Annotated in this window: 11 protein-coding genes; 6 read left to right on the top strand and 5 right to left on the bottom strand. The window is 45.6% G+C overall.

The window, feature by feature from the left end; genetic code table 11:
- Positions 1-16: 16 nt before the first annotated feature.
- Complete coding sequence (locus DRW07_RS14015; protein ID WP_124028553.1) at positions 17-1,318, bottom strand: efflux RND transporter periplasmic adaptor subunit; 1,302 nt, start codon at positions 1,316-1,318, stop codon at positions 17-19.
- A gap of 186 nt (positions 1,319-1,504) precedes the next feature.
- On the opposite strand from DRW07_RS14015, the gene DRW07_RS14010 reads away from it, so the two are divergent.
- From DRW07_RS14010 to DRW07_RS13995, 4 genes are all read left to right on the top strand, one after another.
- Positions 1,505-2,920, top strand: a complete 1,416-nt coding sequence (locus DRW07_RS14010) for a sigma-54-dependent transcriptional regulator (RefSeq protein WP_124028552.1) — start codon at positions 1,505-1,507, stop codon at positions 2,918-2,920.
- A complete protein-coding gene (locus DRW07_RS14005) occupies positions 2,910-4,262 on the top strand; it encodes a sensor histidine kinase (RefSeq protein ID WP_124028551.1) in 1,353 nt (450 codons plus the stop codon). The genes DRW07_RS14010 and DRW07_RS14005 overlap by 11 nt, the downstream gene beginning before the upstream one ends.
- A 64-nt stretch (positions 4,263-4,326) precedes the next feature.
- The gene (locus DRW07_RS14000; RefSeq protein ID WP_124028550.1) at positions 4,327-4,824 is read left to right on the top strand and encodes an LURP-one-related/scramblase family protein; all 498 of its coding nucleotides are present in this window, start codon (positions 4,327-4,329) and stop codon (positions 4,822-4,824) included.
- Positions 4,824-5,084, top strand: a complete 261-nt coding sequence (locus DRW07_RS13995) for a DUF5062 family protein (RefSeq protein WP_124028549.1) — start codon at positions 4,824-4,826, stop codon at positions 5,082-5,084. Before DRW07_RS14000 ends, DRW07_RS13995 begins: the two co-directional genes overlap by 1 nt.
- A 14-nt stretch (positions 5,085-5,098) precedes the next feature.
- Here the strand turns inward: DRW07_RS13995 and DRW07_RS13990 are convergent, their stop codons facing one another.
- A complete protein-coding gene (locus DRW07_RS13990) occupies positions 5,099-7,195 on the bottom strand; it encodes a winged helix-turn-helix domain-containing protein (protein WP_124028548.1) in 2,097 nt (698 codons plus the stop codon).
- Between the two features lie 290 nt (positions 7,196-7,485).
- Here DRW07_RS13990 and DRW07_RS13985 point away from each other — a divergent pair, with 290 nt between their 5' ends.
- Together DRW07_RS13985 and DRW07_RS13980 are read left to right on the top strand one after the other, a co-directional pair.
- A complete protein-coding gene (locus tag DRW07_RS13985; protein ID WP_124028547.1) occupies positions 7,486-10,512 on the top strand; it encodes a TonB-dependent receptor plug domain-containing protein in 3,027 nt (1,008 codons plus the stop codon).
- Between the two features lie 77 nt (positions 10,513-10,589).
- On the top strand, positions 10,590-11,645 hold the full coding sequence (locus DRW07_RS13980; RefSeq protein ID WP_124028546.1) for a metallophosphoesterase: 1,056 nt from the start codon (positions 10,590-10,592) through the stop codon (positions 11,643-11,645).
- A gap of 1 nt (position 11,646) precedes the next feature.
- Here the strand turns inward: DRW07_RS13980 and DRW07_RS13975 are convergent, their stop codons facing one another.
- From DRW07_RS13975 to DRW07_RS13965, 3 genes are all read right to left on the bottom strand, one after another.
- The gene (locus tag DRW07_RS13975) at positions 11,647-12,768 is read right to left on the bottom strand and encodes an ABC transporter substrate-binding protein (RefSeq protein WP_165870512.1); all 1,122 of its coding nucleotides are present in this window, start codon (positions 12,766-12,768) and stop codon (positions 11,647-11,649) included.
- A 178-nt stretch (positions 12,769-12,946) separates the two neighbouring features.
- Positions 12,947-15,031 carry a prolyl oligopeptidase family serine peptidase gene (locus tag DRW07_RS13970; protein WP_420807397.1) on the bottom strand — a complete coding sequence of 695 codons (2,085 nt, stop codon included), beginning with the start codon at positions 15,029-15,031 and terminating at the stop codon, positions 12,947-12,949.
- A 75-nt stretch (positions 15,032-15,106) separates the two neighbouring features.
- A complete protein-coding gene (locus DRW07_RS13965) occupies positions 15,107-16,396 on the bottom strand; it encodes a GGDEF domain-containing protein (RefSeq protein ID WP_124028543.1) in 1,290 nt (429 codons plus the stop codon).
- Positions 16,397-16,457 lie beyond the last annotated feature (61 nt).

Below are 16,457 nucleotides of genomic sequence, written 5' to 3'. Positions count from 1 at the left end.
TGTTCCTGCTGTACTGTTACTGTAAACGCAAAACTTGCATATCTAGATAATTGCTGTAGGCACTGGTAACCACACGTTCTCCGGGCTCCAGCCCTTCAATAACTTCAATCACGGTATTGTTTCTTCTGCCTAGCCTTACTGTTCGCTTATTTGCCTGTGAGCCGTCATCACTCACCACAAATACCCAATTTCCGCCTGTGTCCTGATAGAAAGAACCATTGGGTATAAGTGTGGCGGATGAGGCATCGCCTAGCGTTAATTTCATCTGTAAAGACTGCCCGCGACGAATGGTTTGAGGCTGTTCACCAATAAAGGTCAGGTCAACTTCGAACTGGCCGTTTTGTACTTGTGGGTAGATTTTGCTGATAACCAGTTCAAAGTCGTCATATTGAGCAACCTGGCCAATATCCACGCGGTTTAGATAAAACTCGTCAACCAGAACCGTCACTTTAAAATCATCGGGAATATCTATTTGACCTATGCGCTCGCCACGTCCAATACTCTGTCCTACTTCAATATCAAAACCAGACAATTTGCCACTGATAGGGGCGCGTAAATTCATGTTATCGAGAGTTTGTTGAGAGATAGATAGGTTGTGTTCAAGCCGGCTACCTGTTTCTCGCAAAAACGCCAGTTGAGCTTCCTGCATGCGACTGTCAGAAGCCTGACTTTCTTTGGTTAGCTGAAGACGCTGTTTATACCAAGTTAGTGTGTCTTGTGTGTCATCGTACTGTGTTTTACTGATCGAATTCTGCGCCAGTAAGGTTTGTTCCTGTGCAAGCTTTCGGGTGAGTAATTTGATTTGGTATTCAATATCGACAAGATTGCGTTTGTGCTGCAATCTGTTTTGCTCAAGGTTCAATTCGATGGTTCTTATGGTATTGAGTTGCTCAGCAACCCTCGCTTCATTTTCAAGCACAGACAGCTGTAAACTTGTATTTGAGAGCTCTACGATGAGATCCCCCTCGCTTAGCATGGCACCGTCTTCCACCAGAATACGCTCAACACGGCCGCCTTCAACAGCATCTAAGAAAAGTGTTCTTGATGGCATGACACGTCCGCGGATGGGAATGAAGTCTTCAAAAGTCCCCTCAAACACCTCTGATACTGTTAAGCGGTTACCTTCAACAGAAAGGGTCCGCTCTGCGGTGCGGTCAAATAAGAAGAGTGCGCTGATGATTAGAGCCGCGCCGATGAGAAAAAGTATTGGCTTCTTCCACAATGGCTTTTTAACAGAAATCTTTCTGTCCATCCCTGCACCCGATACAGAGGGAGGCGTTGATGTTGGCTCCGCACTTATGCTGGTTAACTTATGCATTGCTTTCCTAATTGAACATTGGCTGAGATTGATAGATACCCTAAGTATTACAAGAAGCATTCCATGTTTTAAGGTATTGTTTTTAAATGTTTATTTTCTTTGGTGTTCATTTTTGTACAGTTTTAACTGTACGTTTTTGAACACCGGGTGTACGCTGGTGAACACTAAAAAGAAGAGAGCGCAGATATGAAACAACCAGGTCGTATACTGTTAGTCGATGATGAAGAGGATATCCTTGTAGCAGGTAAACTTCTGCTCAAGCGACACTTTGAAGACGTCGAGATATGCAACAGGCCTGAAAATATCCCTAAATTACTCGGCGATTTTGATTTCGATGCCATTTTGTTGGACATGAATTTTGGGCCAGGCGAAAGCAGTGGTCAGCAAGGTTACCTTTGGCTCGAAAAAATACTGTCGATTGAGCCTCAGGCAGTGGTGATTATGATTACGGCTCACGGCGGTGTGGACGTTGCAGTAGACGCCATGAAGCGCGGGGCGACAGACTTTATCTCCAAACCTTGGCAAAACGATAAAGTGGTCTCAACGGTCTCGACTGCGGTAAAACTTGGAAGGTCACGCACAGAAGCATCTGCATTGAGGCATACCAACAAATGTCTCGCTCAACTGTCAAATCAGCATGCGCAGCCCATTATTAGTCAGTCTGCTAAGATGAAAGACGTATTAAGTGTTGTTCAAAGAAGCGCACCAACAGATGCAAATGTGTTAATACTTGGCGAAAATGGAACAGGAAAAGAGGTGATTGCGCGCGCCATTCACAGTCAGAGTCAGCGTGGCGAACAGGTGTTTATAACCGTTGATTTAGGCGCAGTATCTGAATCCTTGTTTGAAAGTGAATTGTTTGGGCACAAAAAAGGGGCATTTACGGGCGCAAATGAAGACCGAATCGGGCGCATTCAGGCGGCTGAAGGAGGCACCTTATTCCTCGATGAAGTGGGAAACCTGCCATTGCATTTGCAGGCTAAACTATTGGCAGTACTCGCGCAGCGCGAAATTACCCCTTTAGGGGCAAATAAACCGGTTCCTTTCAACGTAAGAATTGTGGCGGCAACTAATACACCTAAACAGACATTATTGGATGACAATCTGTTTAGACGAGATTTGCTCTACCGGTTAAATACCGTCGAGGTTACTTTGCCGCCCTTAAGGGAGAGAGAAGAGGATATTGCCATCATTGCTGAGCACTATCTTGCCTATTACAGCCGTAAATATCACAAGTCTGAATTGAGCCTTGATGCTGGCGCGATAGAGGTGATGCGCCGTTATCAGTGGCCTGGCAACATAAGGGAATTGCAACACGTAGTTGAGAGGGCGGTTATATTATGTCAGTCCAGTGTGCTCACATCGGCGGATTTGCAATTGGCAGCTCATGATCAGACTGTTTCACCTCCCGCTGAAAAGGCGCCTTCTGCATCCGTTGGTAAAGAACCGACCGATGATGTTGGATTTAATTTGGAAGATATTGAAAAGCAAACCATTGCTCGTGCACTGAAAACATACAGATACAATATTAGTCATGCCGCAAAAGCACTTGGGTTAACCCGGGCCGCTTTGTATAGAAGGATGGAAAAATATGGGTTTTAAACGTTTTTCTGTGCTCCTGACAGTGCGTGTATGTTTGATATTGGGTTCTGTCCTGCTTGTCGGATGGCTGTTTTCCCAACCTGGATATCAGGCGAGCGTGCTACTTTCTGTTTTGGTACTCATAGGGTTAGTTTATGAAGCACTGCGCTTTGTGAATCTCACCAATGCAGAACTTGCCCGATTTTTGGAAACTGTCAGGCATGGTGAGTTGAATCAACGTTTTGACTATCAGGGATACGGTGCCGGTTTTGAACAACTTGGTGAAGCGTTTACAGATATTGCCAATCGTTTTCAATCTGACAGGGAGAGTCAGGAACAAACATTGCGACACCTAAAGGCACTTATTGAGCAAGTGCCAGTGCCTTTACTTAGTTTGCACGGTGATGGTCGCATCACGCTCTGGAATCACAGTGCGAGGCGACTATTTGGGAGCCAGCTGGCACAGAAGCTGGATGAACTAAGTGAGTTTGATGCAGCATTACCCGAGGCCTTAATGCATCTTGTTCCGGGTGAGCGCAAACTTTTGAGTATTGAAAGCGAGGGCATGACACATCAACTGTCTTTGTCAGCAACACACGTGATAACAGCGGGCGTGCAGGATAAGTTGGTAAGTTTACAGGACATCCGCAGTGAGCTCGGCGCAGCTCAACTTCAGGCATGGCAGGATCTGGTACGGGTATTGACCCATGAGATTATGAATAGTATCACTCCTGTTGCGTCGTTAGCCGAAACTGCCTCTGATTTAGTTAACGATATCATGCGAGAAGACGATTTATCAGAAAACGTTCGGACACAGCTTCAAGACGTTCAGGACGCCACGTTGAGGCTATCAAAACGCAGTAACAGCCTGATGCATTTCGTGAGTAGCTATCGAAGACTAACCCGTTTGCCCCCGCCGAATAAGCAAGCCGTTTCAGTGGCAGAGCTGCTCGACAATGTTACGCAACTTGCTGCACAGGACTGGCCAGAATCTGGCATTTCATTACGCATTCACATTGAACCTAAATCCCTATCATTTAACGTAGATATTGGCATGATCGAGCAAGTTCTCATCAATCTCCTAAAAAATGCACAACAGGCATTAACGGGATCAGGTCAACCTCAGGTCGACATCCATGCCTATATAAATCGTCGGAATCACTGTGTAATCACGGTGAGTGATAACGGTCCAGGGATCGCCCCGGACATTGTCGATCGAATTTTTGTGCCTTTCTTCACAACCAAGAGAGACGGATCGGGCGTCGGTCTCGCACTTACTCGCCAGGTTATGATTGCCCATGGCGGTGATGTTAAAGTGACGAATCAGGCACAAGGTGGTGCGTGTTTTACCCTCACCTTTTAATGGAGCATTGCAGTTATTGAAAAATACTGATTAGATGAGCAAAGCCATCAGCATGGGAGGCTCGATGAAATACCGCATTAATCAAAAGTTTTTTAGTCTCACCGACAGTTTCACGATTGAGGATGAGCGAGGTGCCGTTGCGTTTACGGCGAAGGGAAAACTGCTTAGCGTGTCGAGCAGCCAAACGTTATTCGATCAGAATGAACGCCCAATATTGCAAATTAAACGCAAATATCTGTCTTTATTACCCGCATGCAGGCTAGTGAATATTGACGGCAGTGAATGGTTAATCAAAAAGCGATTCTGGCCGTTCTGGACAAGTCGATTCACCATAGACACGCCAGAGGGGCAACTGGAGATGACGGGAAACCTCTGGCAGCACGAGTATGAAATAACACGGCAGGGGCAACGCCTGGCGAGTGTGTCAAAAAAGCTTTTTAGCTTTACCGATAGCTATGGGGTGGATATTGTCGACACGTCTCTTACACCACAATTATTGGCCACTGTTATCGTAGTAGACAGAATTCAACACAAAGACAGCGGTGCTGTAGGCGGTGACTAATGAAGAAAATCAAAAACGAAAATGCCCTGCTCAAAAAAGCGCTGGTGGTTGCAGAACACTATGCCGTAAAACGTGGATACAAATCGTTTTCTTCCTCTGATGCATCAAAAGATAAAGTAGAAAGCCTCTATCGCCTGTTGGTGCATGATAAATTAATAGCGCCGTTACCTGAAGATAAAGAAGACCTGGCAAGTTTAAAACGACGTCTGGTGTTGTGGATCATGAAGCAGCTTCCACCCGACCATGAGCTGTTGAAATAACACAGCGTGCTTGCTTACGGTTTCATCTGAATGTATTTGATATCTGACTGATTAAACAGCGTTTTAGTGAATAAAATACGTTGTTGGGCAGGGTCAATACGCAATGCGCCATCTTTGACGATGGTTGAGAGTGGTGCTTTTAACATTAATGTGATGGCGTTACTGGTAAAGTCTAAGAAATGCAGTTCCTGATGCTGTTTTTCTTCCACTAAATAGTACACGCCCGTTGGGGTAGCGGCCCAAGCATAAGCTTCCCGAAATGTATCTGAATTAAGCAATTGACTGGATTGCCCTGTGACTAAGTTTAGTGACCACAAGCCGTTTCCCCACGTGCTGTATACGAGATTTCCCTCGTTTAGAACAATGCCGTATCGGCCCTTATTGAACGTGATTCGTTTGGGTTCTGTGTTAGCGCCGACTGAAAACTCATAAATGTCAGCATGCGTTGATGTGTAGGCCGTCGACATAATATTGTTGTCGTCAGGCGACCAGAAAGGACGATTGTGACGGGAAAAAGGACTGTCTATTTTTTGTACCCTTCGTGTGCTCGCCTCGACAATAAAAATATGATCACCTTTGTTTTCTTCATCGGGTGCGAGAAAGGCAATAAAGCGACCATCATGAGACCAGCGCGGATAGCTGGCTGAGCGTTGCAAAAAGGTAAGCTGTCTGCGATCGTTGCCTTGACTGTCAGCTGTCCAAATTTCATAGGCGCCTGTTTCATTAGACACGTAAGCAATACGACGTGAAACCGAAGAGAAGTCAGGGTACTTGTGATTGTAGCCCGATTGCAAAACGGGGAACGGACTACTCGATACACTATTGTCTATCGGCAATGCGGCTATTTGGTATTGCTCACGTCTGTGCTGAAAAAACAACGCTGGGGTATTTCTGGCGAAGTTAGGGTAACTGAGACCTTCTATGCCTAAGGCTTCGATATCGCCGTTTTCGATATTGAGCACAAATCCTCGCCGGTTATCCGCACTCTGTACACCGTAAACGAGCTTCTTTCCGCTAGGGTGCCAACTCAGACCAACGATATCCTGTTCGTGATAGGTAAGCTGACGCTCATTATTATTTTGCAGATCAAGCAGATAGATATTCTCATTAAACTGATTGTATCGCCGCGTCAGCGCAAGGTACTGGCCATTTGGCGAAAATGCCATGTCACGCTCTTTGTATTCACAGTCTTTGTCACAGGATAAACGCTGAGGGCGGGCATCAGGGTCGGTTAAATCAAGCGTGTAGATACCTGAGCGGGACGCCTCTTCATCGTCACCGTAAAAAGCGAGCATACTGTTATCAGCTGCAATGTCTATGTAGTGATATCCACCCACGATCGGGCAGGCAGTCACAAAGGATTCCTGGTAATTTTGCATATCCATGCGAACAACATCACATTGACCAATTTTTCTGTCTTTGCGGCTGAAGTAGAGAAACTTTCCGTCTGCACTCCAGACCGAGTGCCCCTCAAGGGCCTGGTCATGGGTGATCCTAATTGCCGGACGCTCTGGCTGTTGCATGTCACGTTTAAATAAATCAACCTGGCCGTCTGGCGAAATCCACTTGTAAACCACAAAGCGCCCATCGGGGGAGGGAGCAGGGAAAAGCTCTAAGCCGGGCTCTGTGGTAACGGTAACCGGCACATGATGATCATGCGGTGGTTCCCGAAGTGCCAGTGTCGTTATTAAAAGTATGAGGACCATCACCACAGAGGCAGCATATTTTGTGGCTGGTAAGGCAAACCAGCGATCGCGCGATGATGGGTTTAACTCAGTTGACTCTGTTTCTATTTGTTGTGGTTCTATCAATAGTCGATAGCCGGTTTTTCGAATGGTTTCAATGGTCTCCTTATCAGAGGCATTTAGCGCTTTACGCAGATGCCATATAGCGTTGGTCAGCGCTTTTTTACCAACGTGCTCATTACCTAGCCATACGCTGTCGATCAACTCTTGTCGAGAAACCACTCTTGGATATTGAGAGGCGAGATAGTTCAGAACGTCAATAAATTTAGGTTGCAGTGTTTGCTTACCAATGTGCTCGTGATAAAGCGCGCATTCCGACGGCTCTACACGAAAGTCTCCTAGTTTGTAAGCGTGTTCAGGTTGCATGGATATGGCTTAAATGGCGTTTAGTGATCGACGGTTCTGGTAGGCTCAAAACCTTACCGGATACCGCCAAGAGTATCAATCACCCTCGTGCCCCCTTCATACCTAAGAATTGTAATAAATCGTATCTTATTGTTTTTAATAAATAATATTGAAATAGATGTTAAATAGATAAAAAAGCGTTGAATAAACGACTTGGCCTACATTGCATTCATAGCCCCCCTTCAATAGAACTGAACCTAGCTCAATACCTCTTGTACTTGAGCAAATCCAACCACAAATGGGAACACACAATGAATAAACAAAAACTTGTTCTTGCCATCCAGCTAGCGCTATTGTCCAGCGTAAGTGGTATGGCCGTGGCGCAAGAAGTGGAAGTGCAGCAAACGCAAAGCTCAACACAGCAAGCGACACAGCAGAACGCCGAAGAAAAAGTCGAAAAAATTGCGATTACCGGAACGCGTATCAAACGAGATAGCTTCTCTATGGCTACGCCCATGATGTCGATGGACAAAGACGCGTTAGAGGATGCCGGAATCGGTGAGCTTGCAGATATCTTGGTCGATGAAATTCCCTCAATTAGCGCAGGCTTCAGCAACACCAACTCTCAATCAAGCGTTCAAAACACGGGGTTGTCTACCATAGACCTACGTGATTTGGGAACCGATAGAACGTTAACCCTGATAGATGGTCGCCGCGCAGTATCAAATAGCTACAGTGGAAACTATATCAGTTTAAGCACGATCCCTTCATCCATGGTAGACCGCGTTGAAATCATCAGCGGTGGAGCTTCTGCTATATACGGTTCAGACGCCATAGCAGGTGTTGTCAATATCATTACAGAGTCGGGTAAAACCGGCTTCGAAATAGATGTGCGTGGTGGTGAAAGTACCTTAGGTGGAGCACGTGAATTTACAGTTGACGCCGGATACGGACAGACGTTCGACAATGAACGTGGCTATGTATATTTAGCAGCATCGTGGGACCGTGAATTCGGCCTTGATCAGTCTGAGCGTGATCGTTCACAGTATGAATCCAGCTACGACTACAACACTAGGTTGCTGTGCAATGAGATGAATACCATCGAAGGCGATCAGTGTATGCGCGACATTACTCCAGATGACTGGCGTGAGCGAAGTGATAATACCCCTGGTGGAACTTTTGAAGGCAACGACTGGTTTTACAATACAGATAATGTACTCACAGCGGGTTTTGTCGAAGAGCGTGATGGATTTAATTATGAACCGTTCGATAAGTTAAAAATACCTAATACAAAAACCGCGTTAGCGCTGAAAATGGACTATGAATTAACCGATGATGTGAAAGCAAAGTTCCAGGTGCACTACAGCGATAACCACTCAGTGAATGCTAAAGCACCAGAAGGCCAGGACTACAACGATGATGAATTGCTCGTCGATCCAGTAACGGGTGAGCCGTCTTTGGTTATCCCAGGTACAATTTCACCCGACAACCCTTTTGTGCCTACAGAAATCGCAGAATCTGCGGGCAGCAGTGTTAGCTGGGACAGAGCGTTTGTCGAAGTGGGCAATATCGTTAATGACAACCAGCGTAAAACGCTGCGTACCTTTTTTGGTTTGCAAGGTACCGCATTTGACGGCCAGTGGGACTGGGATTTATCGGTAGGGTACGGCAAATTCAAACAGGAACAGCGCCGTAGCAATGAGATTAGTATTGTTAAGTTGCGAAATGCCCTTGACGCAGAATATGCCGCGGATGGCGTCACTATTCAATGTGCCGATGCGAGTGCCCGTGCTGAAGGCTGTGTGCCCGTTAACATTTTTGGCTACGGTAGCATTTCCCCCGAGGCGGCTGATTACATTCGCGCTAATCCAATCATAGACACTGACATCGAGCAAATCACCCTTGGTGGATACATGACCGGTGACTTATTTGAATTACCTGCGGGTACCGTGTCTTCTGCATTTGGTTTTGAATACCGCAAAGATGAGCAGGAAGTCTATGTAGATTCTGCGCTTCGCGCGTTGGCGATTACGTTCAACGACGTGCCACCCTTTAAAGGCGATGTGAGTGTCACGGAAGCTTTCGCAGAAGCAGCTGTTCCTTTACTGAGAAATGATGAAGGACGTCAGAATCTGACGCTGGATCTTTCCCTGCGATTGGCAGACTACAGCCAGAAAAACATTGATTTGATGGCCAGTTACCGTGCCGGTGTCTTATGGGAGCCGCTTGAAGGATATGCCATTAGAGCGAATTATGCACGAGCACAACGGGCACCGAATATCACCGAGCTAATTTCGCCTCCTCGCGGTGATTATGATGGTTTTTCTGATATCTGTGATGGTGTGACCATGACGTCAAATGAGCCAGGGCACGATGCCTGCCGCCAAGATGAACGTGTTCTCGCTGGTATCGCACTGTCAGAAGATGGCGTATTTGAAGATCAAAATACTGGGTATTCACCCAATGCGGGTAATGAAAATTTAAAAGAAGAGACGGCAGACACCTATACGTTGGGTATTACTGTAGCCCCTTCTCAAATCGACGGTCTGCAAATCGCGTTAGATTATTATGACATCACAATTGAAGATGCCATTACACAAATTCCCAACGGCGATATTCTGCGGGAGTGTTATGACTCATCGGTGGCATTTGGCGACGGTAACAGTTTTTGTGGTGATATCACGCGGGATAGCGAAGGCCAGATCACGCAAATCATTCAGCGTCAGTTTAATTTGAGTGAAGAAACCGCTAGAGGGTACGACCTGTCAGTAGCCTATAAGTTAGATTTAGATGACTTAGGCTCATTGTCTTTTAAAGCCGATATGAACCACGTAATAGAGCGTTCAGCGTCGTTTGAAGGCAATGATGGTCTTGAAGTTAATTACTATCAGGGTGAGTTGAACAGTGGCATTTTCACTGACAGAGCGACGGCATCGGTGGCATGGCGTTATGACGATTTGCGCATTCGTTGGAGAACCAAGTACAAAGGTCCTGTCGTTGATGACTATGATCGCGTTGAGCAGTGGGAAGAGCTGAAAGCGGAAAACCAGGCAGCATTGGATGCCGGTGATCCTGATGCAATTGTAAACCCAGAAACGCCCTATTATTTGTTTTATGGTTCTTATATTACCCACGACATTTCATTTTCCTATCGCATGGAAACGCAGCAGGATTATGACGTTAAGTTATATGGTGGTGTGAGAAACGTGTTCAATAACCTTGGACCTTGGGTACCGAATACCGGCGACAACTATGAAACTGGTCGCGGTAACTTCGAAAGTGCGTATGGCGGTGGCATAGGTCGTTTTGCTTATGCTGGTGTAGAACTGCGCTTCTAAACCTTTAAAGGCGGCCAACTGGCCGCCTCCTTCCCATTAAACCCGTAATACTTCTTCATCTGAGTTTGGACTCATTTATGAAAAAATGGCTTTTGTTTTGTCTGTCTGTTTTGTTGTTTTCTTGTTCTGAATCAGAACTAGAAACACTGAATGACGGTCCTTATGTGCTTTATGGCGACCGTGCCTGGCAAGCGCTGTGGGTTTGCAATGGGCAGCCTAAACGATTTGAGTTTCCTCCCCCGCTGGCGCGCAAGCGCATAGAAAAGTGTAATCTCAGTGCGCAGCTGAATAACCAGACTGCATCACGTCCGGAGTTGGCATTTGACAATGTTGAGACGGTTGCCGCCCTCAGCGATATCCATGGTCAGTTTGATGTTTTCAGATCATTGCTAATGGCGCACAAAATTGCAGATGAGCAGGGTAACTGGACCTTTGGTAAAGGCCACCTTGTTGTGTCTGGTGACGTGTTTAGTCGTGGACCAAAAGTCACAGAAAGTTTATGGTATTTGGCTAACCTTGAGCGCCAAGCCAAATCGAACGGTGGTGTTGTGCATTACCTGTTAGGCAATCACGAAATCATGGCCTTAAACAATGACACACGTTACATGCATGACAAATATGCCACGACGGAAAAAGTATTGGGCAAACCTTTGTCAGAATTGATCGGGCCAAAAACGGTATTAGGAGATTGGCTACTCACTCGTAACGTACTGGTAAAAATCAACCGTATGTTGTTTGTTCATGGCGGCATTCATCCGTCGTTAGCAACGCAGAACCTAAGCTTGCAAGATATTAATCAGACCTTTGTCAGCCATATGATTAAAGACGACACCTTCCCCGAAAGTGGCCTTGGCCATTTTTTACATAAAACCTATGGACCCATTTGGTACAGAGGCTACTTTAAAGCGCCCCGAGCAACAATGGGGGACGTAGACAGGCTATTACAACACTACGACCTTTCGCACCTTATTGTTGGCCATACCACACAAACGCAAATTACACCTTTTTATAATGGCAAAGTGATTGCTGTAGACAGCGGTATAAAACGTGGAGAAACAGGCGAGATCCTACTTATTAAAAACGGCAACTTTTTTCGCGGTTTGCGAAATGGCGCTGTGATCCCCTTCGAATAGTCTAGGGGTTGCGCGCTGAAATGTGCACTTGACCCATGAGCTGAAGAACATCTGACACCACTTGCCCTCGTGTTTCTGGATCTTGGGTTCTGAACCCCTCCAATGTCTCTTTCAAGCAAGCCCGTGTCACCGGCGGAGAGCAACTTTTCAGGGCTTCGCTCACATAAACAGCATTGAGGTAGCCTTCAAAATGCACGTGATTCGGGTTCTCAAGTTTATTGTGGGTCGCATGCTCCCGAAATTGCGAACATATTTTTTGTTGGCAGGTTAAAGGTGAGGGCACTACTTCGGTAACAATAACCCGCACGTCTCTACTGTCGGTGACCGAAAGCCGGTTAAAAAGTGTCTGGCTGGATACAAAAGAGACGCTGCTGTATATAGGCATGAATTGCACACTTTTGCCCCTATCAATCAGCGCAATAAGGGGTTCATACGTGCCGACAAATAATACCGCCTTAACATTCGCTTCTCTTAGCTGCTTTGCCGCTTTATCTATATCAATTGTATTGCGACGGTAGCGTATCGATACCAAAGGTTTATGGCCTTTATTTTTAAGCGCAGCCCGATAGTATTTTTCCAAGGCAAGTCCAAATGCATCTGCTTGAATGACCATACCAAACGTATCGAGATCAAGTATCTCAACCAGATAGTCTATTTGCGCAAAGGCTTCTTGCTCATAACTTGCCCGCAGGTTAAATACGTCGGCAATGGGGGCATTTCTTAGGATATCAGCACCAGTAAAAGGGGTAATTAATAACTGTCCCACACGCTTGATAAGCGGTAATACGGCTTTAGAATTAGGTGTACCCACATAGTTGAACAAGCCGACGATGTTGTGTTCTAGCAACAGCTTAGTATTGTGCACAGTATTAAGAGGCTCATAGCCGTCATCCAACTTTAGCAGGTATATGTTGTGACCATGTATGCCACCCTGTTGATTAACAACATCAAAATACATTTCTGCGCCGAGGTTGAGATCTTGTCCGAGTTTGGCAGAGGGGCCTTTTTGCGCGTTAGAGGTACCCAACAAGATGTCGGCGTGGCCCGAGAATGATAGCAGTACAATACTGATCGCAATCAGATATTGAGTGAGAATAGAGGACAAGGGCGCAATACAGCTCATGATCGTGTTACTGCGAAGTTCATTATTTGCACGAGAAGTGTATCGGTTAATAGTCAACGGGTAAATACACCTCGTATAAGGCATTCTGTCTACTTAGGTATAGCAGACATTTTCAAAGGTGGTTTGTCTTTTTCAAACATGGAGCGCCGTCGCCACGATAGCGCTCCGCTTATGGCTCCTATTTCAGCCTGTTCAATAAATATACGTAATTGAGACTGCTCACCATGGCACGTTGCTCATTATTTGCCGCACCAGCATGACCACCCTCTGTATTTTCAAAGTACAAGACATCAAATCCCATGTCTTCCATCTTCGCCACCATTTTTCTGGCATGACCTGGGTGAACCCTGTCATCACGCGTTGAAGTGGTAAAGAACACTTTGGGATAGACTCCATCTTTACTCAGGTTGTGGTATGGCGAATAGGTTTTGATATAGGCCCACTCTTCTGGAATATCTGGGTTACCGTATTCGCCCATCCAGCTAGCCCCAGCGAGTAGCTGATTAAACCGTTTCATATCGAGTAAAGGTACCTGACAAATCACTGCATTGTAGAGCTCTGGTCTGCGTGTAAAGGCTGCGCCGACTAACAAGCCTCCATTGCTGCCACCCTGTATACCCAAATGTTTAGGCGACGTGACCTTATCCGCGATCAACTGTTCGGCCACGGCTTCAAAATCTTCAAATGCCTTATGCCTGTTCTCCTTGAGTGCTGCCTGGTGCCATCGAGGTCCGTACTCACCACCGCCCCGAATATTCGCCAACACATATACACCGCCTTTTTCCAACCAGTTTTTACCTACTGATGCAGAATAAAAAGGCTGCATTGACACTTCAAAGCCTCCATAGGCATATAGCAGAGTAGGGTTTTTACCGTTCAGTGCTATGTCTTTCCTGTGAACAATGAAATATGGCACCTGAGTGCCATCCTTGGAGGTTGCAAATTTCTGTGTGGTAACGAAATTATCTGCGTCAAAATGGGCTTTCGCTGATTTGAGTTTATTGATACTGAGGGTTTTTCCGTCCACCAGATACAAGGTGGAAGGCGATAAAAAGTCAGCATAATTCACAAAAAAGCTATCGCGTTCAGGGTCTGTGTTAAAAACACTGATTGTGCCGGTAGTTGGAAAATCAACCTGCTCGATTTTCCACTCGCCGTTTTCGGCAAGCTGATAACGAAAGAGTTTATCTTTCACATGTTCCATAACGGTAACAAGGATGGCTGACTTGGTAAAATTTAACCCTTCAATTGAGCGTGTATCAGAAGGTTTAATAAAACTGGTAAACGTAATGTCTTCCTTGGCGACATCATCGATATCGGCATAAATTACTTCGGCCTGTGCAAAATCTTTCCACTCAGATTTAAGCTGAACAAAAAACTTGTTGTTGTATAAACCAATTAAGGATGCATCTTCAGGAATGGGCACCCTAATTTTGTTATCGCCTTTTAAGAGATACATATCGCGGGTGTAAAAGCTGGTGCCATCGTAAAGCATGTGATGGGTTTTACCGTTGTCATACATACTAAATGCACCGGCTGAGACAGAGGTTTTTTCTGCCTCATAAAGCGTAGTTGCGCGCGCTAAAGGTTCACCCCGTTGCCATATTTTAACCACGCGCGGGTAACCAGAGTCTGTGAGTGAGTTTTCGCCAAAGTTGGTACCCACAAAGACGGAGTTGTCGTCGCGCCATGACACTGACGACTTGGCCTCAGGCAGGTAAAATCCATTTTTGACAAAGGACTTGCTATTCATATCAAATTCACGGACCACGGTGGCATCTGCGCCGCCACGAGATAATGACACTAAACAGCGTTCGTATTTAGGGTAATGGCAGTTCATGCCTTTGTAGACCCAGTTTTCGCCTTCTTTTTCCGCCAGCGCATCTATATCCAGAACAGTTTCCCACTGGCTGTTGTCTTTTTTGTACTCATCAAGTGTCGTTCTGCGGTAGATCCCCCTGACATGGTTTTCATCCCGCCAAAAGTTGTAGTAATAGCCGGCGCGTTCACCCGCGTAAGGAATGCGGTCTTTGTCGTTTAGAATACTTAAAGTATCTTCATAAATTCCTTGATACGTAGTTTGTCCTTTAAGATAGGAAAGCGAGTTGTCGTTTTTTTTAGTTACCCAGGCGAGTGCTTTTTCCCCTTCGACGTCTTCTAACCATAGGTAAGGGTCGTCACTGCTGGCAATCGCAGAAAAGGCGAGTGTACAGAGTAAAAAAATCAGGGAGCGAGCGGCAGTTGTTTTTCTGTCTTTATTCAAAATCTTATCCTTAGTTTGAATTACCGACATGCATTTAAACACGGAGTGTGTTACCAGGAAATACCCAGCCTTATTTTAAGAGACGACGACACGGTTCCTTCCTTGATGCTTTGCCTGGTACAGGGCAGAATCAGCGCGTTTTATTAACATTTCAACCGTTTCGCCATAGGCCATCTCTGCGACACCAAAACTGCTAGTGACCACCATTGACTCGGGCCACACCTGCTCGGCTAGCAACGCCTTGAATTTGTTGGCGATGAGTTCGCCTTCAATAGCAGAAGCACCGGGACACACGCAAAGAAATTCTTCACCGCCCCAGCGTATAAAGTAATCCTGGCTTCGAATGGAGTTATTGATGGCTCTAGCGAACAACAGCAGCACTTTATCGCCCACGTCATGGCCGTGTTTATCATTGATCATTTTAAAGTGGTCTATATCCATTAAGATAATGGCATCACCACTTTGTAAATGTTCCAGAATACCTTCACTGGCATGACGATTTAGCACGCCGGTCAATGCATCAATATTGACTTTATTTTTAAGAGAGCTGTTCTTAGACGCTAGATATTTGTTTCTTTCTGATAGCTCGAGCACTCTTTCACGCTGTTCAATAACAGTGCTTCTGTATTCCATGACACTGTTTATCAGATAGGCCAATACGGCAAGCGATAACAATGAAATTAAGCCAAAGTAGAGCTCTTCATCACTAAAGTGGTTGCCCAACAATTCTAATCGCTCAATATGAATTTCATAGCGCCCAGGGGGGATCGCATTGCCCGTTGCGATTTCAAAATACATCACGTTATCGAGTTCTGGTACAGCATATTTGACCGGCGTTTTATTGTGCGCTAGCCACCAGTTTGGCACTTTTAGTGCATTAAATGGAATAATGTAGCTATCACTGGCTGACTCCGCAGCAACCTCATAAGTGAGAAACTTCCAGCTTTCAAGATCGTCAAATTTCGAATAAGCGGGGTTAAATGTTCTAAGCTGGATACGAAAACCCTTGTAGTCAGTATTGACGTATTTAGCATTTAGCTTGATTGCGGAAAAGCGACTTAAATCCACACCTTTTATTTCATCGCCCTGTGCGGTAGAGAGCTCCACAGTGATATTACAAAATGGCCAGCTATAGTCAGATGCCTTAATCTCGCAGATTAATATCAGGGTGCCGTCATCATTAATGCGCATTTCAGAGGTAGACGTTCCACCAAGCGAATAAGCGTCACTTTGGGTGAACATTGGGAAGGTGCTAGTGGGGTAAAGAGGGAGTATTTTATTGTTGTACGACTGCCAAAACAGGGCGACGGCTACGATAATGAGCAATAAAAAGCCCACTACAATGCCATTTCTTAACCGGTTCAATGCGACCCTCGTACCTCAAACAACAATGCTTCTTATTATAGCGCTTTTTATGAAAAAAGAA

The sequence above is a fragment of the Paralteromonas sediminis genome, from assembly GCF_003820355.1.
In the GTDB taxonomy this organism is placed as follows: domain Bacteria; phylum Pseudomonadota; class Gammaproteobacteria; order Enterobacterales; family Alteromonadaceae; genus Alteromonas_F; species Alteromonas_F sediminis.
Note: the sequence above shows the minus strand (reverse complement) of the source record. Positions and strands in the feature narration are given on the sequence as shown.